This is a genomic window from Bradyrhizobium sp. CCGE-LA001 (assembly GCF_000296215.2).
GTDB lineage: Bacteria > Pseudomonadota > Alphaproteobacteria > Rhizobiales > Xanthobacteraceae > Bradyrhizobium.
This window is the reverse complement of sequence record NZ_CP013949.1, coordinates 5,937,474-5,960,995: the sequence shown is the minus strand read 5'-3', so window position 1 is coordinate 5,960,995 and position 23,522 is coordinate 5,937,474. Positions and strand designations below refer to the sequence as shown.

Below are 23,522 nucleotides of genomic sequence, written 5' to 3'. Positions count from 1 at the left end.
ACGGCTGGAAGAGTTATTTCGACGCGGTCTTGGTGTCCATGTTCACGACCTGGACGCGGCGGTTCATCGGGTCGGCGCCGTTGGCGGTATCCTTCAGCTTGGTCTCGCCGTAGCCGACAGTGACGAGGTCGGTGCCGTTGAGGCCGTAATTCTGCATCAGGTACTTCTTGATGGTGTCGGCGCGCCGTTCGGAGAGACCTTGATTGTACTCTTCGCCGCCGGTCGCGTCGGTGTGGCCGGCGACCACGAAGGTCGAGCCCTTGAGCGCCGGATCCGACAGGGCCTTACCGAGCGCCTGCACCGAGGCCATCGAGGTCTTGGCGATGTCGGCCGAGTTGTAGTCGAACTGGATCTCCAGATCGATCTTCGGCTTGGTCGCCGCGAGCTCGGCGATCTGCTCGCGCTCGCCCGTCGACAGCGACCGGGTCGACCGGTTGCGCACGGTGTTCAGGAAGGTTGCTTCCTTGGCCTGCGCGGTCGTGTCGGTCTGCGGGCCCACGGACAGGCCGCGGGTTGCCGGCTTGGGCTTCAAAGCATCCAGGATCTTGTCGGTGGAAACGTTGTTGTCGCCGGCCAGGGCCAGGCCCGCCGTCATCGACAGCGCGGCGGCAAGAGTCATCGCCTTCAGTCCAAAGAACTTATCAAAACGGGTCATCGTCATATCCTCGCTGTTACGCCTGATGGCGATTTGATGCTGCGAGCCTAGGGCAGGTTCAAAGGCCTTGATGTGATCTTGGTCACATTCAAGTTCGCCGGCAGGAAGTCACTCTGCTTCTGCCGAGATCCTTTGCTCGAACCGGCTCCCTGGGTTCCCGGAAACCCGCGTGCTCTGATCGTCGCAAAGGCGTCGCCTCGCGGCCCGCGCGCGAACAAGAATTCGTCCAGATGCCCGCCTAGCAGGCTTCAATCATTCGACAATTCGTCCGCGAGAGGAGCTGAGTTCCACCCAGTGCCGAGGCCGAGCGACTACCAACGTGACAACCAATTTTATCGCAGCGGTCCGCCGGATCGGACAGTGTCCCTGAGCTCGATGCCCATCTATATCGGCGCCGCGATGATCGCGGTTGCGATCCTGCTGTCGACGTTGATCACCGGGCTGACCTCCCGCTATGTCGGCCTGGAAGGGCCGACCGAGGAGAACATGTGGCTGGTCGATCGCCTCACCGGAAGCGTCTATCGCTGCCAGTCGGACGGGCGTGGCAAGGCGTCGTGTGAACCCGATATGGCGACAGGCAGCGTCGGGGAGCGCCCAAAAGCCGCACGCTGAGCGCAACGAAAATATCTTCTCTGCGAGCCGTTGTCCCGGAAAGATAGATGCTGCGTTGGCCGGCATGTAGCCGGCTTCGTTTCCGGGAAGGAGAAATTGATGAAGACCCTGTTGCTCGCGGCAACGTTCGTTGCACTTGCTCTGTCTCCAGCATCCGCCGCCAAGATGGCATGCACCAGCGCGAACATGGCAAAGCTCGTTGCCGGACTGGGCGGCGAAGACACGCCGGGCAAGATGGCAGCGAGGAAGTCGATGGCCTCGGCCAATTCCGACATGAGCAAAGGCAACATGCGCGGCGCCTGCAAGCACTACATGAACGCCGAGAAGTCGATGGCGATGAAGTAAGGCCTCGCGCCAATCTTGCGTGATCGGCCGCGCTGGCAGCAGATGGCAGCGCGGCTTTTTCGTGACGCCGCTGCTTTGCCGTCTCCCTTTTTCCCGGCGCGAATCCCGCTACATTGCCTCCCGCAATGTCCCGCGCCCCGAAACCTCTCCCCCTCTCGACGACACAGGCCCGGCAGATCTGGCTGCATGCCCAGCGGCTGGATCAGCGCGCCCCGTTCGGCGAAGGCGCACAGGCGGTGGCGGATGCGGTCGCCCATCTCGGCTATGTGCAGATCGACACCATCAATGTGATCGAGCGCTGCCACCACCACATCCTGTTCAGCCGTGTTCCGTCCTACCGCCGCGCCGACCTGCGCCAGGCCCAGAGCGTCGACAAGAGCGTGTTCGAATACTGGACGCATGCGCTCTCGTACGTGCCGGCGACCGACTTCCGCTTCTTCCTGCCGGCGATGCGCGAGCACCGGCGCGAGGGGCACAAATGGTTCGCCTCGGTGAAGCCGGCCGACACGCGCAAGGTCATGCGGCTGCTGCGCGCCGGTCCCCTGACGATCCGCGACATCGACGATGATGAGCTGGTTGAGAAGGAGCATCTGTGGCAGAGCCGAAAGCCCTCGAAGCGGGCCTTGCAGCTCGCTTTCTATACCGGTGCCGTGACCATCAGCGCCCGTCAGGGCATGCTCAAGACCTATGAGCTGATGACGCGGCATTTCGGCTGGGACAAGCTGCCGAAGCCGGCGTCCGCGAAGGAGATCGCGGCCTATCTGCTCGACCGCGCGCTGCGCTCGCAGGGTGTGGTCAGCCTGGATTCGATCTGCCATCTCGATGCTCCCCGCAAGAAGGCGGTCGGAAGCCTGATCGCCTCGCGCGTCCGCCGCGGTGAGCTCGTCCCGGTCGCGCTCGAGGGCGCCGGCAAGCAGGAGCATTGGGCCTCGCCCGCAGCGCTGGAGCCACACGAGGTGTCGGCCGATCTCGTTCACATCCTTTCGCCGTTTGATCCCCTGATCATCCAGCGCAAGCGCACCAATCTCATCTTCGGCTACAATCATCTGTTCGAAGCCTATGTGCCGAAGGCCAAGCGCAAGCTCGGCTATTTCGCCTTGCCGGTCCTGGTCGGCGACGAGATCGTCGCCGCGCTTGATCTGAAGACCGATCGGCAGGCCAAAACGCTGTTGATGCAGAAATGGACCTGGGTCGGGCAGGGCAAGAAGACGGCGGGACGCAAGGAGCTGAAGCGCATGATCGAGGACGAGCTCGATCGCTTCGAGCGGTTTCAACTGGCGGAGTAACTCTTCGTGAGGTGGGTTGCGACGAGCCGATCGATCCCGATGCCGAGCACAATTCCGACCGCATAGGCCACCAAATTCCACAGCGAAAAGATAAGCCCCAAGAGCAACGCGCCGGCCATCGTCAGCCGGAATGCATCGAGCCACGGCGTGTGCACCAGCCGCGAGAACTCCACGACGACCGCGATCACAACCGCAATTGCCGCGATCTGCGTCCGCGCCAGCCGCGGCAGCATAACCCCGACCAGCAGAAACACCATCGTCGCCCACAATAGCGAGCCGCCGTACTTCACCACGAAAGCGGGCAGGCCGAGTGGAAAGCCAAACCAGCGCAAGGACAGCCCGCAGACGATGACCGCGAGCGCGAGGGCGGCGCGGACCAGCGATGTCCACTGCGGCGCCACAGGGTGATGCGGCTGCGCTCCGTGCATTGCTCGCTCCATTGACTCTTCGCCTGCGTTGCTCAAAACCGCCACCCAGCCCTAAAAAAGCAACAACCCGGGGGACGCCATGAGCCAGACCACCACTTACGCCGGTTCCGCCGGCGGTGCCAACAACGTCAGCAAAAGCGAAATCGAGACCTCGACCATCCGCGCCATCTCCTGGCGCCTGATTCCCTTCCTGGTGCTGGCTTACTTCTTCTCGTATCTAGATCGCGTCAATCTCGGCTTCGCCGCGCTGACCATGAACGCCGAGCTGAAATTCACGCCGCTGATCTTCTCCTGGGGCGCCGGCATCTTCTTCATCGGCTATTTCATCTTCGAGGTGCCGAGCAATCTCGCGCTGGAGAAATTCGGCGCGAGCCGGTGGATCGCCCGCATCATGGTGACCTGGGGCATCATCTCGGCGCTGATGGCAATGGTGAGCGGTGTCACCAGCTTCTACATCCTGCGCTTCCTGCTCGGCGTCGCCGAAGCCGGCTTCTTCCCCGGCATCATCCTCTATCTCACCTACTGGTATCCGGCGGAATATCGCGCCCGTTTCCTCGCAGCCTTCGCAGTCGCGGTGCCGATCTCAACCGTGATCGGTGCTCCGATCTCGGGCCTGCTGCTCGGGCTCGACGGCCTGATGGGCCTGCAGGGCTGGCAGTGGCTGTTCATTCTCGAGGGCATCCCCTCGGTGCTGCTCGGCATCGTCACCTGGTTTTACCTGACCGACAGGCCGGAGAAGGCGGACTGGCTCTCGGCCGAGCAGAAAGCCTGGCTCAAGACGAAGCTTGATGCTGAGACCGCCGCCAAGCAGGCCGCGAAGCATCTGACGCTGGGTGAGGCGCTGTCCTCGCCCAAGGTGATCATGCTTAGCCTGATCTATTTCGGTTTCGTCGGCGCGCTCTATGGCATGCAGTTCTGGCTGCCTCAGATCGTCAAGGCGTTCGGGCTCACCAACGCGCAGACCGGCTTCGTCACCGCGATTCCGTATCTGTTCGGCACGATCGCGATGATCCTGTGGGCACGGCACTCGGATGCCACCCGTGAGCGCGTGATGCATGTCGGTGCGCCCATGATCCTGATCGCGATCGCGCTCGCCATTTCCAGCTATCTCACCGACCCCACCATGACGATGGTGGCGCTGACCTTCGCCGCCATCGGCGTGTTCTGCGTCTTCGGCGTATTCTGGACGTTGCCGACGGCATGGCTCTCGGGTACTGCGGCGGCCGGCGGCATCGCGCTGATCAACTCGATCGGCAATCTCGCCGGCTTCGGTGGCCCCTATTTGATCGGCTGGGTCAAGGAAGCGACCGGCCAGACCTCACACGGCTTGCTGGTGCTCGCCGTGCTGCCCCTGATCGCCGGCATCCTCGTCTTCGTCGGCGGCCACGACAGCAAGCACGAGTTCGCCGGAGAGGGGCGGTAATCGACGTCGTCCTGGCGAAAGCCAGCACTGGGGTGGGCCAGACGCACTCTTCGCGCCATGCCCGCCCCATTCCCCGGCAGACGGGGCGCGCTGCCCGTGCCGCCCCACAATCGCACTCCTGCCAACCCTCCATGAATCCTTGCCGCCCTTAACGATCACGCATTCCTGATGACTGACGATTATTGACTTTTATCAGTGATTAGTCGACATTCCTCTCATTGCAGCGGCAGGAGTGTCCTTCGATGTTCGTTCGGTCGGTTTTGTCGAGCTATTCCAAGCTTTTGGCGGGGGTGTCGCTTGCGCTAATGGCGGTCTCGCTGGCCGGGTGCAATGACACCGTCGCCGAAAAGGCCGAGCCGCCGCGGCCGGTTCTGGTCGCGACCGCCCACTATGATGCCGAGACTCCGGAGCGCAGCTTCGTGGGCACCATCAGGCCCCGGATCGAAAGCGATCTCGGCTTCCGCGTTGCCGGCAAGGTCGCAAAGCGCCTGGTCGAGGTCGGCCAGACCGTCGAGATCGGCCAGCCGCTCGCGACGCTCGACGAGGTCGACCTCAAGCTTCAGGCCGAGCAGGCGTTGGCCGAGCAGACCGCTGCGACCGGCGTGCTGGCCCAGGCTGCCGCCGCCGAGCAGCGTGCCAAGGATTTGAAGGCCAAGGGCTGGACCACGGACGCCCAGATGGATTCGAGCCGCGCAGCTGCAGACGAAGCCCGCGCGCGCCTGAACCGCGCCGAGCGTGCGCTCGAGCTCAGCAAGAATTCCCTTTCCTACGCGACGCTCAACGCCGACGCCCGTGGCGTCGTCACCGCAACGCTGATCGAGCCCGGCCAGGTGGTTGCCGCGGGCCAGGCTTCGATCCGCGTCGCCCGCTTTGCCGAGAAGGAAGCGGTCGTCGCGATCCCTGAGACGCTGGTTGGACGCGCCAAGTCGGGCGTCGCCAGCGTCACTCTTTGGTCCGAGCCGGGCAAGAAGTACACGGCCAAGCTGCGCGAGATCGCGCCTGCCGCCGATCCGGCCACGCGCACTTATCTCGCAAAGTTCTCGCTGCCCGAGGCGGACGACAAGGTCTCGCTCGGCATGACCGCGACGCTGACGCTATCGGATGCCGCCAGCGAGCGCGTCGCCCGGCTGCCGCTGTCGGCGCTGTTCAACGAAGGCGGCAAGCCGTCGTTCTATGTCGTCGACGACAACGGTGGCGTCACGCTCAAGCCCGTCACGGTGAAGTCCTATGAGAGCAACGACGTCGTCATCACCGGCGGTGTGGAAGAGGGCGCCAAGATCGTCGCTCTCGGCGTGCAGAAGCTCGATCCGGGCCAGAGGGTGCGGATCGTGTCGTCACTGTCTTTCTAGTCTGCAAGAACATCGAGTTTACGTCGTGTGAGGTGAGTTTTGCCCGAGCGCAAATGCAAAGGCTGAAGCGGCGAAGCGATCCAGAACCTTGCCCAGCCCCCTGGATTGCTTCGCTGCCTCGCGACGACGCCTTGTACAGAGCGGCTGTCGTTTTGGCAATTGGATCGTCTTTCGGAGAGTGCGATGAAGCGCTTCAACCTTTCAGCCTGGGCCGTCAGCCATCCGACGCTGGTTCTCTTCCTGATGATCATACTCGGCGTCGCCGGCTACTTCTCCTATGAGAAGCTCGGTCGCGCCGAGGATCCGTTCTTCACGGTGAAGGTGGTCAACGTCTCCGTGATGTGGCCGGGCGCGACCGCGCAGGAGATGCAGACCCAGGTCGCCGATCCCATCGAGAAGAAGATCCAGGAGCTGCCCTATTTCGAGAAGGTGCAGACCTATTCCAAGCCGGGCTTCACCGCGCTGCAGGTGACCTTCCGCGACAACACCCCGCCGAAGGACGTGCCCTATCTCTTCTATCTCCTGCGCAAGAAGCTGGTCGACGTGCAGGGCCAGTTGCCCTCAGGCATTCTCGGGCCGGTCGTCAACGACGAGTTCTCCGACGTCGATTCCATCCTCTACATGATGACCGGCGACGGCGCCGACTATGCCCAGCTCAAGAAGGTCTCCGAAGGCTTCCGCCAGCGCCTGCTGAAGGTGCCCGGCGTGACCAAAGTCGACGTCTACGGCAACCAGGATGAGCGCATCTTCGTCGAGTTCAGCCACGCCAAGCTCGCTACCCTCGGCATCACGCCGCAGGCGCTGTTCGATTCGCTGGCCAAGCAGAACAACGTGACGCCGGCCGGCACGGTCGAGACTTCGTCGCAGCGCGTGCCGCTGCGCGTCACCGGCGCGCTCGATGGCGCTAAGGCGGTCGCCGAGACTCCGGTCGAGAGCAATGGCCGCGTGTTCCGCCTCGGCGACATCGCCACCGTCACCCATGGCTATGTTGATCCGCCGAGCTTCGTCGTGCGGCAGGAAGGCAAGCCCGCGATCGGCATCGGCGTCGTCACGGCCAAGGGTGCCAACATCCTCGATCTCGGCAAGGAGGTCGAGAAGGCCACCGCCGACTTCATGAAGGCGGTGCCGCAGGGCATCGACGTCAAGCTGATCGCCGACCAGCCCAAGGTGGTCGAGCACGCCGTCGGCGAGTTCGTGCATTCCTTCATGGAAGCGCTCGTCATCGTGCTGTTCGTCTCGTTCCTGGCGCTCGGCTGGCGCACCGGCATCGTGGTCGCGCTGTCGGTGCCGCTGGTGCTCGGCATCGTCTTCATCGTCATGAACACGATGTCGCTCGACCTGCACCGCATCACGTTAGGTGCGCTGATCATCGCACTCGGCCTGCTCGTCGACGACGCCATCATCGCAGTCGAGATGATGGTGGTAAAGATGGAGCAGGGCTGGGACCGCATGCGCGCGGCGTCCTTTGCCTGGGAATCAACTGCGTTTCCGATGCTCACGGGAACGCTGGTCACGGCCGCTGGCTTCCTCCCCATCGGCTTTGCCAATTCGGCGGTCGGCGAATATGCCGGCAGCATCTTCTGGATCGTGGCGATCGCGCTGGTCGCCTCCTGGTTCGTGGCGGTGATCTTCACGCCCTATATCGGCGTCAAGCTGCTGCCGGAGATGAAGGCGCACCACAACCACGATCCGCACGCGGTCTACGAGACCCGCATGTACCGGGGCCTGCGCGCCATCGTGCAATGGTGCGTCAATCACCGCATCACCGTGGTGGTCGCGACCGTCGGCGTCTTCGCCGCCTCCATCGTCGGCTTCGGCCAGGTCCAGCAGCAGTTCTTCCCGCTGTCAGAGCGGCCCGAGCTGTTCCTCCAGCTGCGCCTGCCGGAAGGCACCGCCTTCAACGTCACCGAGAAGGCCGCGAAGAGGGCCGAGACGCTGCTCAAGGACGACAAGGATATCGAGACCTATACCGCCTATGTCGGCCAGGGTTCGCCGCGGTTCTGGCTCGGCCTCAACCCGCAGCTGCCGAACGAGGCCTTCGCCGAGATCGTCATCGTCGCCAAGGGTGTCGAGGCGCGCGAGCGCATCAAGGCCAAGATCGAGAACGCGGCTGCCGAGGGCTTCCTGTCCGAAGCACGCGTGCGCGTCGACCGCTTCAATTTCGGCCCGCCGGTCGGTTTCCCCGTCCAGTTCCGCGTGATCGGGCCCGACGCCAACAAGGTGCGCGAGATCGCCTACCAGGTCCGCGACGTCATGCGCCAAAACAAGAGCGTCAAGGACGTCCAGCTCGACTGGAACGAGCAGTCGCCTTACCTCAAGCTCGTCGTCGACCAGGATCGTGCCCGCGCCATGGGCCTGACCCCGCAGGACGTCTCGCAGGCGCTGGCGATGCTGATCTCGGGTTCGCAGGTCACGACCGTGCGCGACGGCATCGAGAAGGTCGGCGTGGTTGCCCGTGCGATCCCGTCCGAACGCCTCGACCTCGGCGGCGTCGGCGACCTCACCATCACTTCGCGCAACGGCGTGGCGGTGCCGCTGCAGCAGATCGCCAAGATCGAATATGCGCACGAGGAGCCGATCATGTGGCGGCGCAACCGCGACATGGCGATCACCGTGCGCTCCGACGTCGTCGACGGCGTTCAGGCGCCTGACGTCACGGGCCAGATCACGCCGAAGCTGAAGCCGATCATTGATCATCTCGAGCCGGCCTACCGGATCGAGCCGGGTGGCGCCTTCGAGGAATCGGCCAAGGGCAACGCCTCGATCTTCATCCTCTTCCCGGTGATGGTCATGGTGATGCTGACGCTGCTGATGATCCAGCTGCAGAGCTTCTCGCGCCTGATCCTGGTGTTCCTGACTGCGCCGCTCGGCATCGTCGGTGCCTCGCTCGGCCTCAACGTCGCCAACGCCCCGTTCGGCTTCGTGGCGCTGCTCGGCCTGATCGCGCTCGCCGGCATGATCATGCGCAACACCGTCATCCTGGTCGACCAGATCGAGACTGACGTCTCCCATGGCATGACCCGGCGCGAGGCGATCGTGGAGGCGACCGTCCGTCGCGCCCGGCCGGTGGTGCTGACGGCCTTGGCCGCGATCCTTGCCATGATCCCGTTGTCGCGCTCGGCCTTCTGGGGCCCGATGGCGATCACCATCATGGGCGGCCTGTTCGTGGCGACCTTCCTGACGCTGCTGTACCTGCCGGGCCTTTATGCCCTGTGGTTCAGGAAGAGCCTGGACGAAGCGGGCACCCCCGAGCAGCCTGCCGCGCCGCAGCATGGCAGCGATGAGCATCCGGCAATTCCGCTTGCTGAAGCGGCTGAATAAGTGAGATGAAGTGCTGACCAACGAGTCCTGACTGATGGCCCTTATTTCGGAACATATCGAAGTCGACACCCGGGATCGCATCCTCGAGGTGGCCGAGCGGCTGTTCCGCCAGATCGGCTACCAGAAGACCACGGTCGGCGACATTGCCAAGGAGCTCAGGATGAGCCCCGCCAACGTGTATCGCTTCTTCGAATCGAAGAAGGCGATCCATCAGGCGGTGGCGCGCTCGCTGATGGGCGAGGTCGAGCTGGAGGCGCAACGGATCGTGGCAAGGCCCGGTCCGGTGCCGGAGCGCTTCCGCGAGCTGCTCACCACCATCAATCGCATGAACACCGAGCGCTACGTCGGCGACAACAAGCTGCATGAGATGGTCGCCATCGCGATGGAGGAGGACTGGGACGTCTGCGTCGCCCATATGGAGTGCATTGCCGGGGTGATCGGCCAGATGATCGCGCAAGGCGTTGCCTCCGGCGAGTTCGAGGCGCCCGACCTGCAGCTGGCTTCGCTCTGCGCCTGCACCGCGATGATACGCTTCTTCCACCCCCAGATGATCGCCCAGTGCGCCACCAAGCCGGGCCCGAACATCGACCAGATGATCGATTTCGTCATCGCGGGTCTGTCGCCGCGGCACTGACGGAGCGGCGGGTTTCCTTTTATAAGCAGGCCGCCCCCCGCGCTGACCGGCCGGCGGCGGACCAGGACGGAGCAACACACTCCGTCATTGCGAGCGCAGCGAAGCAATCCAGACCGTTTCCGCGGAGGGATTCTGGATTGCTTGGCTGCGCTCGCAATGACGATCAGGGAAAAGCCAGCGTGACCGACAAAGACCTCTATTTCTACGAACCCTCCAAGGGCCACGGCCTCAAGCACGATCCCTTCAACGCCATCATCGCGCCGCGGCCGATCGGCTGGATCTCCTCGCGCGACGCCAATGGCCACGTCAATCTCGCGCCCTACAGCTTCTTCAACGCGTTCTGCTACGTGCCGCCGATCATCGGATTTTCGTCCACCAACTGGAAGGACACGGTCTCGAACATGGAGCAGACGCGGGAGTTCGTGTGGAATCTCACCACCATGGATCTCGCCAAGCACATGAACGCGACCGCCGCCCATGTCGCGCCCGAGGTCGACGAATTTGAGGTCGCGGGTCTCACTGCGGTGGCCGGCAGGCTGGTCAACGTGCCGCGCGTGGCCGAGAGCCCGGTGGCCTTCGAATGCAAGGTGTCCGACATCGTCCGCCTCAAGGGCGCCGACGGCAGGGAGGCCGACGCCTGGCTGACGCTGGGCGAGGTCGTCGCCGTCCACATCAACCAGGCCCTGATCAAGGACGGCGTCTACCAGACCGCAGCCGCCCGTCCCATCGTCCGCGCCGGCCGCCGCGGCGACTATTTCGAGATCAAGCCGGAAAACATGTTCGAGATGGTGCGGCCGGATTAGGTCGGCTTCTTTCCGTCATTCCGGGGCGACGCGTAAGCGTCGAGCCCGGAATCCATAACCACGATCGGGAGTATGGATTCCGGGTTCGCACCAAGAGGCTCGCCCCGGAATGACATGGGGAGACATCCATCCCCTTCCCCCGTCCCGGAACTGCCCGCACGCCCCGGCCGTTATGGTCCCCGGGGCGGTCGCCCGGCCGCGTCAATTGGCTGCATTCTGCAGGCGAAGTGTTCACTTCCCCCGGCCACTTTCCGCTAAAATGCCAGATATCCGCGCCGATGCATGAGGTCCGCCATGAGCTTCCGCCGCGACAAAATCACAAAGCCGATCTTCTCCTGGGCGCGCGGCGTGCTGCCGGCGATGTCCGACACCGAGCGCGAGGCGCTGGAGGCCGGGGACGTCTGGTGGGACGCCGATCTCTTCACCGGCAATCCCGACTGGTCGAAGCTGCTGAAGGTGCCGCAGGCCAGGCTGACCGAGGAGGAGCAGGCCTTCCTCAATGGCCCCGTCGACGAGCTCTGCGCCATGCTCGACGAGTGGAAGATCTTCTGGGAGTGGCGCGACCTGCCGCCGGATGTCTGGCACTTCGTCAAGCGCGAGAAATTCTTCGGCATGATCATTCCGAAGGAGTTCGGCGGCCTCGGCTTCTCGCCCTATGCGCATTCGGAAGTCGTACGCAAGATTTCGACCCGCTCGATCGCGGCGGCGGTAACGGTAATGGTGCCGAACTCGCTCGGCCCGGGCGAGCTCCTGATGCGCTTCGGCACAAAGGAGCAGCAGGCGCGCTGGCTGCCGCGCCTCGCCGATGGCCGCGACATTCCGTGCTTCGGCCTCACCAGCCCCGAGGCCGGCTCCGATGCCGCCTCGATGGTCGACACCGGGATCATCTGCAAGGGCGAGTTCGAGGGCCGCGAGGTCGTCGGCCTCCGGCTCAACTGGCACAAGCGCTACATCACGCTCGGCCCCGTCGCGACGCTGCTGGGTCTCGCCTTCAAGGCCTATGATCCCGACCACCTCGTGGGAAGCCAGGAAGAGCTCGGCATTACCGTCGCGCTGATCCCGACCAATCTGCCCGGCGTCGAGATCGGCCAGCGCCATCTGCCGTCGATGCAGGTGTTCCAGAACGGCCCAAACTGGGGCCGCGACGTCTTCATCCCGCTCGACTATGTCATTGGCGGCAAGGAACGGCTGGGGCAAGGCTGGAAGATGCTGATGACCGCGCTCGCCGCCGGCCGCGGCATCTCGCTGCCGTCGCTTTCCGCTGCCGGTGCCGCCTATGCGGCGCGCACGACCGGCGCCTATGCCCGCGTTCGCGAGCAGTTCGGCATCTCCATCTCCAAGTTCGAGGGCGTCGAGGAGCCGCTCGCGCGCATCGTCGCCACCGCCTACCAGCTCGATGCGGCACGGCGGCTCACCTGCGCCGCGCTGAATGCCGGCATTCATCCTGCCGTCATCTCCGGCATCATGAAGCTGCACGCGACCGAGCGGATGCGCACCGCGATCGACGACGCCATGGACATCCACGGCGGCAAGGCCGTGATCGACGGCCCGCAGAACTATCTCGGCAATCTCCATCGCGCCGTGCCGGTCGGCATCACCGTGGAAGGCGCCAACATCCTGACCCGCAATCTCATCGTGTTCGGGCAGGGCGCCATCCGCGCCCACCCCTATCTGCTCGACGAGATGAATGCGCTCGCGGATGCCGATCGCGAGCGCGGGCTCACCGCGTTCGACAAGGCATTCTGGAAACACGTCGGCCACAGCTTCCGGACCTTGTTCCGCGCCTTCGGCCGCAGCTGGACCTTCGGCGCCTTCGCGTTGGCGCCCGACGCCGGCGACGCGACGCCATTCTATCGGCAGCTGTCGCGTTATTCCGCCGCCTTCGCGCTCTGCGCCGACATGGCGCTGCTGACCCTCGGCGGTGCACTCAAGCGCAAGGAGATGCTGTCGGCGCGGTTTGGCGACATCCTGTCGGAGCTTTATCTGCTCTCGGCGGCGCTGAAGCGCTGGCAGGACGAGGGACGGCAGAAGGAGGATTTCGCTGCGCTGGAATGGTGCATGGCGACGGGTTTCAAGACCATCGAAAACCGGGTGGCCGAAATCCTCGCCAATCTGCCGAACCGCTTCGTTGCCGGCTTCCTCAAGCTGGTGGTCCAGCCGTTCGGCGCGCGCGTGCTCGGCCCGTCCGACCGCGTCGTGCACCAATGCGCCGGCATCGTGCTGGAGCCCTCCGCAGCGCGTGAACGCCTCACGCCGGACCTCGCTTATCTCGACGACGACGGCGGCTTTGCCCGGCTGGAGCGCGCGTTCAAGCTGGTCGCGGCCACCGACGCCATCGCCAAGCGCATGCGCGCTGCGCAGTTGCGCGACTGGAAGGAGGCGGTGACCAAGGGCGTGATCACGCAGGCCGAGGGCGAGCAGCTCGCCGCCGCCCGCGCAGCCGTCACTGAAGTCATCGAAGTCGATGATTTTGCGCCGGAGGCGCTGTCGCCGATTTACAAGAAATCCGGCGACGTGCATCAGTTCTTCCAGGAACTCGGTGAACAGAGGGCGGCGAGCTGATGGCACGACCGGTATTCATCGTCGACGGCAGCAGGACGCCGTTCCTGAAGGCGCGCTCGGGCCCCGGGCCGTTCACGCCGGTCGATCTCGCCGTGCAATGCGGCCGGCCGCTGCTGGCGCGGCAGCCGTTCTCGCCCGATAGCTTCGACCAGGTCATCCTCGGCTGCGTCAACGTGATCGCCGACGAGATGAACCCGGCGCGTGTCGCTGCGCTCCGACTCGGCATGGGCGAGGACATGGTTGCCTTCACGGTGCAGATCAATTGCGGCTCCGGCATGCAGTCGATCGACACCGCCTATCGCTACATCCGCGAGGGCCATGCGGACATGATCCTTGCCGGCGGCACCGAGGCGCTCAGCCACGCACCGCTGGTCTGGCCGAATTCCGGCGTGCGCTGGTTCGCCGGGCTTGCCACCGCCAAAGGCGTGGCGGCCAAGCTTGCTGCAGCTTTCAAGCTGCGTCCACGCGATCTGAAGCCGATCATCGGGCTCGAGCGCGGGCTGACCGACCCCGTCACCGAGCTGAACATGGGCCAGACCGCCGAGGTCGTCGGCCATCTCTTCGGCATCACGCGCGCTCAATCCGATGCCTACGCGGCCGAGAGCCATCGCCGGCTCGCGCATGCGCAAAGCGCGGGCTTTCTCAAGGGCGAGCTGGAGACCGCGTTCTCTCGCGACGGCAAGTACTTCGACCATGATGACGGCGTGCGCCCGGACTCGACGGCGGAGACGCTGGCGAAACTGCGGCCGGTGTTCGAGCGGCCCTGGGGCCAGGTCACCGCAGGCAATTCCTCGCAGATCACCGACGGCGCCTCCTGGGTGATCCTGGCATCTGACGCAGCGGTAGCAAAACACAAGCTCTCGCCGAAGGCTGCGATCGTCGATAGCAACTGGGCGGCGCTTGATCCGAGCATCATGGGCCTTGGCCCGGTGATGTCGGCGACGCCGCTGCTGACGCGCAACGGCCTCGCCATCAAGGACGTCGAGACCTGGGAGCTGAACGAAGCGTTTGCGACGCAAGTGCTGGGCTGTCTCGCCGCCTGGAACGACGACAAGTTCTGCCGCGAGATTCTCGGCCTCGACGGCGCGGCCGGCGAGATCGAGCGCGAGAGGCTGAACGTCGACGGAGGCGCCATCTCGCTCGGCCATCCCGTCGGCACTTCCGGCAACCGCATCGTGCTGCATCTCGTCAACGCGATGAAGCGGCTTGGCACGCGGCGCGGCGTCGCCACCGAATGCATAGGTGGCGGGCTCGGCGGGGCCATGCTGATCGAGGCGGTGTGACCATGGATTCCAAGATCATGACCGCGCTTGGCGATCGCGTCCTGGAGCTCGGGCCGACGCCTTCGACGGACAGCCCGTACAAGCATTTCAAGCTGACCCGCGATACCGACGGCGTCGCCTGGCTGCTGTTCGACCGCGCCGACACCAGTGCCAACACGTTGTCCGCAGACGTGATGGAGGAGTTCGATGCCGTGCTCGCGGCGATCGAGACCGAGCGCCCGGCCGGCCTCGTGATCCGTTCGGCAAAGCCGTCCGGCTTCATCGCGGGCGCTGATGTCAACGAATTCGGTGGCGCGTCCGATCCTGACATGGTGGAGACGCGGATCCGTGCCGCGCACGCGGTAGTCGATCATCTCGAAGCCTTGAAGCTGCCGACCGTCGCTGTGATCCACGGCTTCTGCCTCGGCGGCGGGCTCGAGGTCGCGCTCGCCTGCCAGTCGCGCATCGCCATCGAGGGCGCGCGCTTCGGCTTCCCGGAGGTGATGCTCGGTCTGCATCCCGGCCTCGGCGGCACCGCGCGTTTCACCGCGCTGGTCAATCCGGTCCAGTCGATGGCGCTGATGCTGACCGGCCGCACCGTCGATGCACGCCGCGCCAAATCGCTCGGCCTCGTCGACACCGTGACGCAGGAGCGCCACGTCCAGGGCGCGGTGAAGGATGCGCTGTTCGGACGCCTGAAGCGGGCCAAGCCTGGGCTGATGACGCACGCTGCCAATCTGGGACTGGTGCGTGGATTGCTCGCCAAGCGCATGCGCTCGGAGGCGGCGAAGACAGCGTCCCGCGAGCACTATCCGGCGCCCTACGCGCTGATCGATCTCTGGGAGACCCATGGCGGCAGCAAGGCCGCGATGCTGAGGGCCGAGCAGGCCTCGTTCGCCAAGCTGATGGTGACGCCGACCGCGCAGAACCTGATCCGGGTCTTCTTCCTGCGCGAGCAGATGAAGAAGGCGGCCGGCAGCGGCAACACCGTCAAGCATGTCCACGTCATCGGCGCCGGCGCCATGGGCGGCGACATCGCGGCTTGGGTAGCCGGGCAGGGGCTGCGCGTCTCGCTCGCCGATATGAAGGCCGAGCCGATCGCGGGCGCGGTGAAGCGTGCCGCCGGGCTCTACGGCAAGATCATCCGAAAGCGGACCGAGGTGCGCGACGCGCTCGATCGCCTCATCCCCGATATGGACGGAGAGGGCGTGCGCAATGCCGATCTCATCATCGAGGCGGTGCCGGAGAAGCTGGAGCTGAAGCAGAAGGTCTATGCAGGGATCGAGCCGCGGATGAAGCCGGGCGCGATCCTTGCCACCAACACGTCGAGCATTCCGCTCCAGGATCTGCGCACGACGCTCGCGCGCCCGGAGCGGCTGGTCGGCCTGCACTTCTTCAATCCGGTGTCGCGGCTGCAACTGGTCGAGGTCGTCAGCCATGACGGCAATGACCCTGAGGTGCTGAAGGACGCGCTCGCCTTTGTCGGCGCGATCGACCGCCTGCCGTTGCCTGTGAAGAGCTCGCCCGGCTTCCTCGTCAACCGCGCGCTGACGCCGTACATGCTGGAAGCGATGGTGATGCTGGACGAGAAGATCGACCAGCGCCTGATCGATGCCGCGGCCGAGCAGTTCGGCATGCCGATGGGGCCGATCGAGCTGGCCGACCAGGTCGGGCTCGACATCTGTCTCGACGTCGGCGACATGCTGCGCACCAAGTTCGGGGATCTTTTGCCGCCGACGCCGGCCTGGCTGCGCGAGAAGGTCGCCAAGGGCGAGCTCGGCCGCAAGACCGGCAAGGGCTTTTACACCTGGAAGGACGGCAAGGCGGAGAAGGCGCCGCTCGCGGAAACCGGTCCGCGCGTCACCGACCAGATGATCGATCGCCTTGTGCTTCCGATGTCCAACGTCTGCGTCGCGGCGCTTCGCGAGGGCATCGTCGACGATGCCGACGCGGTCGACGGCGCCATGATCTTTGGTACCGGTTATGCACCGTTCCGCGGCGGCCCGCTGAACTATGCGCGTACGCGCGGCGTGGAAAATGTCGTGTCCACGCTCCGCGCTCTGGCCGAGCGATTCGGCGATCGCTTCGCGCCTGATTCAGGCTGGGACAATTTCAAGTGAGAGAGACATGAGCGAACAGCCCAAGAGCGCGCCGAACGGGGATCTCTGCATCCGCACGCTGGCGATGCCTGCCGACACCAACGCCAACGGCGACATCTTTGGCGGCTGGCTGCTCAGTCAGATGGACGTCGGTGGCGGCGTGTTCGCTTCGAAGGTCGCGAAGTCGCGTACCGTGACCGTCGCGATCGAGGCGATGAACTTTCGCAAGGCGGTCTATGTCGGCGATCTCGTCTCTGTTTACGCCAATCTCGTGCGCGTCGGCCGCACCTCGCTCACCGTGCATCTGGAAGCCTGGGCGCTTCGCCGCGGCGAGGAGCATCCGTTCCTCGTCACCGACGGCAACTTCACCTACGTCTCGATAGACGAGCATGGCCGCCCGCAGGCGGTCCGCGCGGCCGCTACGACGATCGCGACGTAATCGCGCGCGACGCTCAGCCTCATCTCACAACGACGTGGCAAGCGACGCCAAACGCGGCGCGCGTGAGTCAACGCGTCGCGGCTTTGCCAAGAACGGGTCATAAAACGGATGAGGTCCCGGCGTACTCAATTGCGTGTCGATTCGGGGTGGAAACGGCCTCAAATGCCTGGGGAACCTTTGGGCATGAGCACCGTTATTTGCCCGCACTGAGGAATCCACGGACCATGCCGGACAGCTACATCATCGAAGTCAATTCGCAGACCGCAGGTATCGTCGTTCGTTCTCAGGGAGGCTACTGCTTCTTCGCCTCATCCCACCGCTTCAACCGCCTCGAAGGTCAGCTCTTCCGCAACGCCCGCGAAGCCGAGCGCGCTGCGCGCAAGCTGATCAACGGCGATGTGAAAGAGGCGGCGTAAGCGCCGCATCCGTCGTTCCGGGACGCGCGGAGCGCGAGGTCGGAATTTTTTGCCGAGCAGACTATGGCGAGCCACCCTCTCCCACAACAAGGGGAGAGGGTAAGAACGCCATCACAATTTCGTTGCGGCACGCGAGAGCAGCTTCCACTCGTCGCCCTGCTTTTGCCAGTTCATCAGGATGTGAAGGTTGGTGGATACTTTTTTCCCATCGGCCGCCATTTCCTGTTCGCCGAGCCAGTGGAAGCGAACGATCGCAGCGGGACCGACGACCTTGATGGTCGGATCCTTGTATTCGATCGAGAGGAATTTCGACTTGCCGTCGGTGGCGCTGGCGATGAAGGCCGCCTTGTCCTCGACCTTGCCGCTGGAATGGCTGTAGCTCAGGTCGTCCCAGCACAGCGCGCCGAGCGCCTTCGGGTCGGCCGCGATCTGGGCGAGACGGAAGGCCTCGACCTTCTTCGCTACCGCCTCTTCGTCTGCCGAGGCGGCGAGGGCCGGTGCTGTGAGAGCGAGCGCGGAGACGGCAAGAGTCGAGAGAGCCAGGTCGCGTCGGTTGATCATCGTTTCCTCCTTTTTGATCTTGCGACGAGTGTTGCAGCCGCGCGCGACTTTGTCGAGTGTCGCATTGTGGTCATGTGCATGCGCCATTGCGTGTCAGAAGCCGTATTGATACGCCTTCCGCATTGATGCGCCGCGGATTTGGGAAAGTAGGGAAATGATCGAAGCAATCGGCCGGGCATTGTTGTTCGACATCGACGGCACGCTCGCCAACACCGACCCGCTGCACCTCAAGGCCTTCAACCAGGTGCTGGGGCCGCGCGGCCATGTGTTCGATCACGCGCGCTTCTCCAGGGAGCTGCAAGGCTTCGCCAATGCGTCGATCGGCGAGCGCTTTCTGCCGGGCGAAACGGTCGAGCGGCGCGCCGCGATCCTCAGCGAGAAGGAAGAGATCTTCCGCACGCTCGTCACCGGCCAGATCGAGCCGCTGCCGGGGCTGATGTCTGTGCTTGACCGCGCGGATGCGGCCGGCGTTCCCATGGTCGCCGTCACCAACGCGCCGCGCCTCAATGCCGAGCTGCTGCTGTCGGGCCTTGGCATCAGCGAGCGGTTCAAGGCCATCGTGATCGGCGACGAGCTGGCTCACGGCAAGCCGCATCCGCTGCCTTATCAGGAAGGGCTGCGCTTTGTCGGCGCCAGCGCTGCGGCCTCGGTTGCGTTCGAGGATTCACGCTCGGGCGTCCAGTCGGCTGTCGCAGCCGGCATTCCGACGATCGGTATCCGGACGAGCCTCAGCCATGCCGATCTCGTCGGCGCCGGCGCAGTTGCCTCGGCCAGCGCCTTTGACGATCCCGACCTGCTCGCGCGCCTTGCCGACGCCATGGCATGGTGAGCGGTCGCATCCGTCAACCGTTATCGTCTCCCGCATTGACCGATCGCGCGAACCGCCGCACCATGCATCGTCCTGATTTGAGGTTTCGCCGTGACCGGACTGACCCATCGCCAAGCCGAAATCCTCAACATCGCGCGTGCCTCCGGCCGCGTCATGGTGGAGGAGCTCGCGCGCCGCTTCGAGGTCTCGGCGCAGACAATCCGGAAAGATCTCAACGATCTCTGCGAGCGGAGATCGCTGACCCGCATTCATGGCGGCGCCATCATCGCCTCGGGCGTCGAGAACCTCGCCTATGAGGCGCGCCGCTTCGTCGCCGCCGACGAGAAGAAGGCCATTGGCGCTGCGGCAGCCTCGCTGATCCCGAACGGCTGCTCGCTGTTCATCAACATCGGCACGACGACCGAGGAAGTGGCGAGCGCGCTGACCTCGCACGAGGATCTGCTCGTCATCACCAACAATCTCAACGTCGCCATGCTGCTCTATCGCCATCCCCGCATCGAGGTGGTGGTCGCCGGCGGCACGGTGCGGCGCGCAGACGGCGCGGTGGTCGGCTCGACCGCGACGCAGCTGATCGGCCAGTTCAAGGTCGACTATGCCATCATCGGCGCGTCCGCGATCGACGAGGAGGGCGCCTTGCTCGACTTCGACTATCGCGAGGTGCAGGTGGCGCAGGCCATCATCGCCAATGCCCGCAGCGTCATGCTGGTTGCCGATTCCACCAAGCTTCGCCGCAGCGCGCCGGTGCGCATCGCCCACATCACCCAGATCCAGACCTTCGTCACCGACCAGGAACTGCCCGAGCGCCTCGCCACCATCTGCCACAGCAAGGGCATCGAAGTGGTGGAAGCGCTGCCGAAGGGGGCCGACATCGACGATGCGCCGACAGATAGTCAGGATGCGGCACCGGAAGCTTCACCGGTGGTGCGGCTGAGATAAGGTCTTAACATCGTCCCACGGATTGAGCAGCGCAACGCCGAACTCAGCAAAATCCTTCACATTGCGCGTGACCAGTGTGAGGCTGTTCGTGAGCGCGGTCGCCGCAAAGAAGCCGTCCATGACAGATAAGGCGATGCCGCTTCTGCGGCTCTGCGCCATCAGGTCGCCCCAGCACGCGGCCACCGCGTGATCGATCGGCAGAACGCGATCCGCAAACCGCGCCGGTAGATCATGGGCAAGCCAGTGCGCCAGTGCCGTCCGTCGGTGACCATCTTCCAGCAGTGCGATCCCGCGGCGAAGCTCGGCGATCGAGGCAACGCTTATGAACGCGCGATCCTCGTCAATCGTGTCGAGCCACGCCAGAACGTTCGGCGAGGGTGAGGGCCGCCGAACTTCCGACAGCACGTTGGTGTCGAGCAGCAGGTTCACGGCATCTCATCGCGTGCCGTGTCTTGCACGCGTTCAAGCTCGAGGTCGGCGCCGCGCAGCGGCGAGGCCAGCAGGAATTCGGCCAACGAGCCCATGCGAGCGGTCTTGCGCGTCCATTCTTCGGCCGAGACGACAACCGCATTGGGTTTGCCGTGTCGCGTGATGACCTGCGGACCGGCTTGAGCGCGATCGATCAGCTCGGACAGCCGCGCCTTGGCGTTGGCCAGAGTCCAAGTGTCCTCAGACGGAAGCGGGGCGGGTTCATTATTGCGTGCCATGTTCAGGGACCAATATGACCATAATGACTATATTTCCGCTGGGTCGGCCTTTCAAGGGGAGGCCTTTGGCCTCGATTGCTGGTCAAGCCCGCTCATTCTGGCTTCAAATCGCCGACAAAATTAATCTCCTTTCGCTTCCCTTCGCTTCTCTTTCGTCTTGCTTTCGTTTTTCGGTGTGATCTAATCAAAAGCGAAAGTAGCCGCCCGAGGGAACGGGCGGCCGTCGGGGGATGCGTCTGTTGGAGCGTATTTACGACCTCGCCATCATCGGAGGCGGTGTTAACGGCTGCGGCATCGCGCGCGACGCGGTGGGCCGCGGCAACACGGTTTTCCTGTGCGAAATGAACGATCTGGCGAGCGGGACGTCGTCCTGGTCGACCAAGCTGGTGCATGGCGGCCTGCGCTATCTCGAATATTATGAGTTCCGCCTGGTTCGCGAGGCGCTGATCGAGCGCGAGATCCTTTGGGGCATCGCCCCCCACATCATCCGTCCCCTGCGTTTCGTCTTGCCGCATCACGCCGGCCTGCGCCCCGCCTGGCTGCTGCGCCTCGGCCTCTTCCTCTATGACCACATCGGCGGCCGCCATCTGCTGCCCGCCACGCGCTCGGTCGATCTCAAGCGCGATGAGGTCGGCAAGCCGCTGATTCCGAATCGCTACAGCCGCGCGTTCGAATATTCCGACTGTTTCGTCGACGACGCCCGCCTCGTCGTGCTCAACGCCCGCGATGCCGCCGACAAGGGCGCCGAGATCCGCACCCGCACCCGCGCCACCGAGATCCGCCAGTCCAACGGCGTCTGGACCGTCGGCATGGTCAACACGCTGACCGGCGAGCGCTCGCAGATCCAGGCGCGCGCGCTCATCAACGCCGGCGGCCCCTGGGTCGAGGACGTGCTCGGCCGCGGTGCCGGCGTCAACGCCAAAGCCAAGGTTCGCCTGGTCCAGGGCTCGCACATCGTGGTCAGGAAGCTCTACGACCACGACCGCGCCTATATGTTCCAGAACGCCGACGGCCGCATCATCTTCGTCATCCCGTACCAGGACGACTTCACCCTGATCGGCACCACCGACCGCGACTATGACGGCGACCCCGCCAAGGTGAAGGCGACACCCGAGGAGATCCAATATCTCTGCACCGCGGCGAGCGAGTATCTGGCCAAGCCCGTGACGCCGGACGACGTGGTCTGGACCTATTCCGGCGTGCGTCCGCTCTATGATGACGGCGCCAGCGAAGCCAAAGCTGCGACCCGCGACTATGTGTTCGAGCTCGACACGCCCGGCGGCGCGCCGCTGCTGTCAATCTATGGCGGCAAGATCACCACCTATCGCCGCCTTGCCGAAGAGGCGCTGGAGCGGCTCGCGCCGTATCTGCGCAGCGCAAAGGCGCGCGAGGGCTGGACCGGCAAATGGCCGCTGCCCGGTGGTGACATGAACGTCTCCGACATCGACGGGCTGATCGCCGAGTTCCAGCGCGGCTATCCCTTCCTCAGCCACGAGCATGCGCGACGCCTCGCCCGTGCCTATGGGACACGGGCGATCAAGCTGCTGGGCGATGCCAAATCGGCGGCCGATCTCGGCCAGTCGTTTGGGGCGACGCTGACCGAGCGCGAGGTTCGCTACCTCATGGCCAACGAATGGGCCGTCACCGCCGAGGACGTGGTCTGGCGCCGGTCCAAGCTCGGCCTGCGACTATCTGCCGACGAGATCGCAGCGCTTGACGACTGGATCAGGACCCATGCCGTGCAGCAAACTCCCCTGCTGGAAGCAGGAGGACGCTCATGACCGTGACGCTCGATCACGTGACCCGGACTGTCGAGGGCGTCCCGCACATCCGCGACGTCTCGCTGACGCTGGAGAGCGGAACCCTCAACGTGCTGCTCGGCCCGACGCTGTCGGGCAAGACCTCGATCATGCGGCTGCTGGCCGGCCTCGACAAGCCGACCACCGGCAAAGTGGTGGTCAACGGCAAGGACGTTACCGGCGCCGACGTGCGCCAGCGTTCGGTTGCCATGGTCTATCAGCAGTTCATCAACTATCCCTCGCTCACGGTCTACGAGAACATCGCTTCGCCCCTGCGCGTTCAGGGCAAGCCGCGCGATGAGATCGAAGCGCGCGTCGCCGAGGCCGCAAAGCTGCTGCGGCTCGAGCCGTTCCTGAAGCGCACGCCGCTGCAGCTTTCCGGCGGCCAGCAGCAGCGTACCGCGATCGCGCGCGCCCTGGTCAAGGGCGCCGACCTCGTGCTGCTCGACGAGCCGCTTGCGAATCTCGACTACAAGCTGCGCGAGGAGCTGCGTGCCGAGCTGCCGCGCATCTTCGAGGCCTCGGGCGCGATCTTCGTCTATGCCACCACCGAGCCGACCGAGGCGCTTCTGCTCGGCGGCAACACGGTCTGCATGTGGGAGGGGCAGGCGCTGCAGATGGGCGAGACCGCCAAGGTCTACCGCCGGCCGCAGACCCTGCGCGTCGCCCAGGTGTTCTCCGATCCGCCGCTCAATCTCGTCGGTATCGAGAAGAAGAACGGGCAGGTCGTCTATGCCGGTGGCACCGCGTCACCGTCCTCCGGTCTTTATGCAGGCCTCTCTGATGGGATCTATCGCGTCGGTTTCCGTGCGCATCAGCTCGCCCTCGCCAATGGCGAGGCCGATCGTCACGCCTTCCACGCCACTGTGACGGTGACCGAGATCACCGGTTCCGAGAGTTTCGTGCATCTGACCCGCGACGGATCGAACTGGGTGGCGGTGCTGCACGGCGTGCACGAGTTCGAACCCGGGCAGACGCTCGACGCCGTGCTCGATCCGAATGATGTTTTCGTCTTCGATGCGGCCGACCGCCTGGTCGCCGCTCCAGGTTCGTAAG

General features: G+C 64.7%; 22 protein-coding genes. 17 read left to right on the top strand and 5 right to left on the bottom strand.

All coding sequences use genetic code 11. The features are described 5' to 3' along the window. Window positions 1-13 precede the first annotated feature (13 nt). On the bottom strand, window positions 14-655 hold the full coding sequence (locus BCCGELA001_RS27890) for an OmpA family protein (RefSeq protein ID WP_060737880.1): 642 nt from the start codon (window positions 653-655) through the stop codon (window positions 14-16). Between the two features lie 375 nt (window positions 656-1,030). On the opposite strand from BCCGELA001_RS27890, the gene BCCGELA001_RS27885 reads away from it, so the two are divergent. The 3 genes from BCCGELA001_RS27885 to BCCGELA001_RS27875 all read left to right on the top strand — a co-directional run bounded on the left by BCCGELA001_RS27885 (window position 1,031) and on the right by BCCGELA001_RS27875 (window position 2,898). After that, entirely contained in the window at window positions 1,031-1,267 is a 237-nt protein-coding gene (locus tag BCCGELA001_RS27885; RefSeq protein ID WP_008561097.1) for a hypothetical protein, read from the top strand. Between the two features lie 99 nt (window positions 1,268-1,366). Further along, complete coding sequence (locus BCCGELA001_RS27880; protein WP_060736786.1) at window positions 1,367-1,612, top strand: hypothetical protein; 246 nt, start codon at window positions 1,367-1,369, stop codon at window positions 1,610-1,612. 125 nt (window positions 1,613-1,737) lie between these two features. Then, a complete protein-coding gene (locus tag BCCGELA001_RS27875; protein WP_008561085.1) occupies window positions 1,738-2,898 on the top strand; it encodes a winged helix-turn-helix domain-containing protein in 1,161 nt (386 codons plus the stop codon). Here BCCGELA001_RS27875 and BCCGELA001_RS27870 read toward each other — a convergent pair. Beyond that, the gene (locus BCCGELA001_RS27870) at window positions 2,883-3,326 is read right to left on the bottom strand and encodes a ribosomal maturation YjgA family protein (protein WP_060736785.1); all 444 of its coding nucleotides are present in this window, start codon (window positions 3,324-3,326) and stop codon (window positions 2,883-2,885) included. The two genes, BCCGELA001_RS27875 and BCCGELA001_RS27870, sit on opposite strands and share 16 nt — an antisense overlap. A 79-nt stretch (window positions 3,327-3,405) precedes the next feature. Here BCCGELA001_RS27870 and BCCGELA001_RS27865 point away from each other — a divergent pair, with 79 nt between their 5' ends. From BCCGELA001_RS27865 to BCCGELA001_RS27820, 10 genes are all read left to right on the top strand, one after another. Continuing rightward, window positions 3,406-4,749 carry an MFS transporter gene (locus BCCGELA001_RS27865; RefSeq protein ID WP_008561081.1) on the top strand — a complete coding sequence of 448 codons (1,344 nt, stop codon included), beginning with the start codon at window positions 3,406-3,408 and terminating at the stop codon, window positions 4,747-4,749. Window positions 4,750-4,991: 242 nt separating this feature from the next. Next, entirely contained in the window at window positions 4,992-6,098 is a 1,107-nt protein-coding gene (locus BCCGELA001_RS27860; RefSeq protein WP_008561078.1) for an efflux RND transporter periplasmic adaptor subunit, read from the top strand. A 183-nt stretch (window positions 6,099-6,281) separates the two neighbouring features. Continuing rightward, the gene (locus tag BCCGELA001_RS27855) at window positions 6,282-9,419 is read left to right on the top strand and encodes an efflux RND transporter permease subunit (protein WP_060736784.1); all 3,138 of its coding nucleotides are present in this window, start codon (window positions 6,282-6,284) and stop codon (window positions 9,417-9,419) included. Window positions 9,420-9,453: 34 nt separating this feature from the next. Then, complete coding sequence (locus BCCGELA001_RS27850; RefSeq protein ID WP_008561065.1) at window positions 9,454-10,053, top strand: TetR/AcrR family transcriptional regulator; 600 nt, start codon at window positions 9,454-9,456, stop codon at window positions 10,051-10,053. A 179-nt stretch (window positions 10,054-10,232) separates the two neighbouring features. Further along, entirely contained in the window at window positions 10,233-10,856 is a 624-nt protein-coding gene (locus tag BCCGELA001_RS27845; RefSeq protein ID WP_060737879.1) for a flavin reductase family protein, read from the top strand. Window positions 10,857-11,150: 294 nt separating this feature from the next. Further along, window positions 11,151-13,418: an acyl-CoA dehydrogenase gene (locus tag BCCGELA001_RS27840; RefSeq protein ID WP_060736783.1), complete on the top strand. Its 2,268-nt coding sequence runs from the start codon at window positions 11,151-11,153 to the stop codon at window positions 13,416-13,418. Further along, entirely contained in the window at window positions 13,418-14,701 is a 1,284-nt protein-coding gene (locus BCCGELA001_RS27835) for an acetyl-CoA C-acetyltransferase (protein ID WP_008561057.1), read from the top strand. Before BCCGELA001_RS27840 ends, BCCGELA001_RS27835 begins: the two co-directional genes overlap by 1 nt. Before the next feature lie 2 nt (window positions 14,702-14,703). After that, complete coding sequence (locus tag BCCGELA001_RS27830; protein WP_060736782.1) at window positions 14,704-16,800, top strand: 3-hydroxyacyl-CoA dehydrogenase NAD-binding domain-containing protein; 2,097 nt, start codon at window positions 14,704-14,706, stop codon at window positions 16,798-16,800. A gap of 7 nt (window positions 16,801-16,807) precedes the next feature. Then, complete coding sequence (locus BCCGELA001_RS27825; RefSeq protein ID WP_060736781.1) at window positions 16,808-17,218, top strand: acyl-CoA thioesterase; 411 nt, start codon at window positions 16,808-16,810, stop codon at window positions 17,216-17,218. A 224-nt stretch (window positions 17,219-17,442) separates the two neighbouring features. Continuing rightward, window positions 17,443-17,634, top strand: a complete 192-nt coding sequence (locus BCCGELA001_RS27820; protein ID WP_008568616.1) for a hypothetical protein — start codon at window positions 17,443-17,445, stop codon at window positions 17,632-17,634. 111 nt (window positions 17,635-17,745) lie between these two features. On the opposite strand, the gene BCCGELA001_RS27815 is transcribed toward BCCGELA001_RS27820, so the two are convergent. After that, entirely contained in the window at window positions 17,746-18,195 is a 450-nt protein-coding gene (locus tag BCCGELA001_RS27815; RefSeq protein WP_060737878.1) for a nuclear transport factor 2 family protein, read from the bottom strand. A 154-nt stretch (window positions 18,196-18,349) separates the two neighbouring features. On the opposite strand from BCCGELA001_RS27815, the gene BCCGELA001_RS27810 reads away from it, so the two are divergent. After that, window positions 18,350-19,024: an HAD family hydrolase gene (locus BCCGELA001_RS27810; protein ID WP_008561054.1), complete on the top strand. Its 675-nt coding sequence runs from the start codon at window positions 18,350-18,352 to the stop codon at window positions 19,022-19,024. A 90-nt stretch (window positions 19,025-19,114) separates the two neighbouring features. Further along, window positions 19,115-19,960, top strand: coding sequence for a DeoR/GlpR family DNA-binding transcription regulator (locus tag BCCGELA001_RS27805; RefSeq protein WP_060736780.1), 846 nt, complete (start codon window positions 19,115-19,117; stop codon window positions 19,958-19,960). Here the strand turns inward: BCCGELA001_RS27805 and BCCGELA001_RS27800 are convergent. Both BCCGELA001_RS27800 and BCCGELA001_RS27795 read right to left on the bottom strand, forming a co-directional pair. Beyond that, window positions 19,937-20,389, bottom strand: a complete 453-nt coding sequence (locus tag BCCGELA001_RS27800; RefSeq protein ID WP_060736779.1) for a type II toxin-antitoxin system VapC family toxin — start codon at window positions 20,387-20,389, stop codon at window positions 19,937-19,939. The two genes, BCCGELA001_RS27805 and BCCGELA001_RS27800, sit on opposite strands and share 24 nt — an antisense overlap. Then, window positions 20,386-20,667: a type II toxin-antitoxin system Phd/YefM family antitoxin gene (locus tag BCCGELA001_RS27795; RefSeq protein WP_008561047.1), complete on the bottom strand. Its 282-nt coding sequence runs from the start codon at window positions 20,665-20,667 to the stop codon at window positions 20,386-20,388. The genes BCCGELA001_RS27800 and BCCGELA001_RS27795 overlap by 4 nt, the downstream gene beginning before the upstream one ends. Before the next feature lie 230 nt (window positions 20,668-20,897). Here BCCGELA001_RS27795 and glpD point away from each other — a divergent pair, with 230 nt between their 5' ends. Both glpD and BCCGELA001_RS27785 read left to right on the top strand, forming a co-directional pair. Then, entirely contained in the window at window positions 20,898-22,448 is a 1,551-nt protein-coding gene (gene glpD / locus BCCGELA001_RS27790; protein WP_060736778.1) for a glycerol-3-phosphate dehydrogenase, read from the top strand. Next, window positions 22,445-23,521: an ABC transporter ATP-binding protein gene (locus BCCGELA001_RS27785; protein ID WP_008561030.1), complete on the top strand. Its 1,077-nt coding sequence runs from the start codon at window positions 22,445-22,447 to the stop codon at window positions 23,519-23,521. The genes glpD and BCCGELA001_RS27785 overlap by 4 nt, the downstream gene beginning before the upstream one ends. The last annotated feature ends 1 nt before the right edge of the window (window position 23,522 follow it).

What these genes read in the sequence shown, in the direction of transcription:
- BCCGELA001_RS27880 (WP_060736786.1), top strand. Translation starts at nt 1,367, where the DNA reads ATGAAGACCCTGTTGCTCGCGGCAACGTTCGTTGCACTTGCTCTGTCT.
- BCCGELA001_RS27810 (WP_008561054.1), top strand. Translation starts at nt 18,350, where the DNA reads ATGATCGAAGCAATCGGCCGGGCATTGTTGTTCGACATCGACGGCACG.
- BCCGELA001_RS27820 (WP_008568616.1), top strand. Translation starts at nt 17,443, where the DNA reads ATGCCGGACAGCTACATCATCGAAGTCAATTCGCAGACCGCAGGTATC.
- BCCGELA001_RS27860 (WP_008561078.1), top strand. Translation starts at nt 4,992, where the DNA reads ATGTTCGTTCGGTCGGTTTTGTCGAGCTATTCCAAGCTTTTGGCGGGG.
- BCCGELA001_RS27890 (WP_060737880.1), bottom strand. Translation starts at nt 655, where the DNA reads ATGACCCGTTTTGATAAGTTCTTTGGACTGAAGGCGATGACTCTTGCC.
- BCCGELA001_RS27885 (WP_008561097.1), top strand. Translation starts at nt 1,031, where the DNA reads ATGCCCATCTATATCGGCGCCGCGATGATCGCGGTTGCGATCCTGCTG.
- BCCGELA001_RS27835 (WP_008561057.1), top strand. Translation starts at nt 13,418, where the DNA reads ATGGCACGACCGGTATTCATCGTCGACGGCAGCAGGACGCCGTTCCTG.
- BCCGELA001_RS27840 (WP_060736783.1), top strand. Translation starts at nt 11,151, where the DNA reads ATGAGCTTCCGCCGCGACAAAATCACAAAGCCGATCTTCTCCTGGGCG.
- BCCGELA001_RS27870 (WP_060736785.1), bottom strand. Translation starts at nt 3,326, where the DNA reads ATGCACGGAGCGCAGCCGCATCACCCTGTGGCGCCGCAGTGGACATCG.
- BCCGELA001_RS27865 (WP_008561081.1), top strand. Translation starts at nt 3,406, where the DNA reads ATGAGCCAGACCACCACTTACGCCGGTTCCGCCGGCGGTGCCAACAAC.
- BCCGELA001_RS27825 (WP_060736781.1), top strand. Translation starts at nt 16,808, where the DNA reads ATGAGCGAACAGCCCAAGAGCGCGCCGAACGGGGATCTCTGCATCCGC.
- BCCGELA001_RS27815 (WP_060737878.1), bottom strand. Translation starts at nt 18,195, where the DNA reads ATGATCAACCGACGCGACCTGGCTCTCTCGACTCTTGCCGTCTCCGCG.
- BCCGELA001_RS27875 (WP_008561085.1), top strand. Translation starts at nt 1,738, where the DNA reads ATGTCCCGCGCCCCGAAACCTCTCCCCCTCTCGACGACACAGGCCCGG.
- BCCGELA001_RS27795 (WP_008561047.1), bottom strand. Translation starts at nt 20,667, where the DNA reads ATGGCACGCAATAATGAACCCGCCCCGCTTCCGTCTGAGGACACTTGG.
- BCCGELA001_RS27785 (WP_008561030.1), top strand. Translation starts at nt 22,445, where the DNA reads ATGACCGTGACGCTCGATCACGTGACCCGGACTGTCGAGGGCGTCCCG.
- glpD (WP_060736778.1), top strand. Translation starts at nt 20,898, where the DNA reads ATGCGTCTGTTGGAGCGTATTTACGACCTCGCCATCATCGGAGGCGGT.
- BCCGELA001_RS27830 (WP_060736782.1), top strand. Translation starts at nt 14,704, where the DNA reads ATGGATTCCAAGATCATGACCGCGCTTGGCGATCGCGTCCTGGAGCTC.
- BCCGELA001_RS27855 (WP_060736784.1), top strand. Translation starts at nt 6,282, where the DNA reads ATGAAGCGCTTCAACCTTTCAGCCTGGGCCGTCAGCCATCCGACGCTG.
- BCCGELA001_RS27850 (WP_008561065.1), top strand. Translation starts at nt 9,454, where the DNA reads ATGGCCCTTATTTCGGAACATATCGAAGTCGACACCCGGGATCGCATC.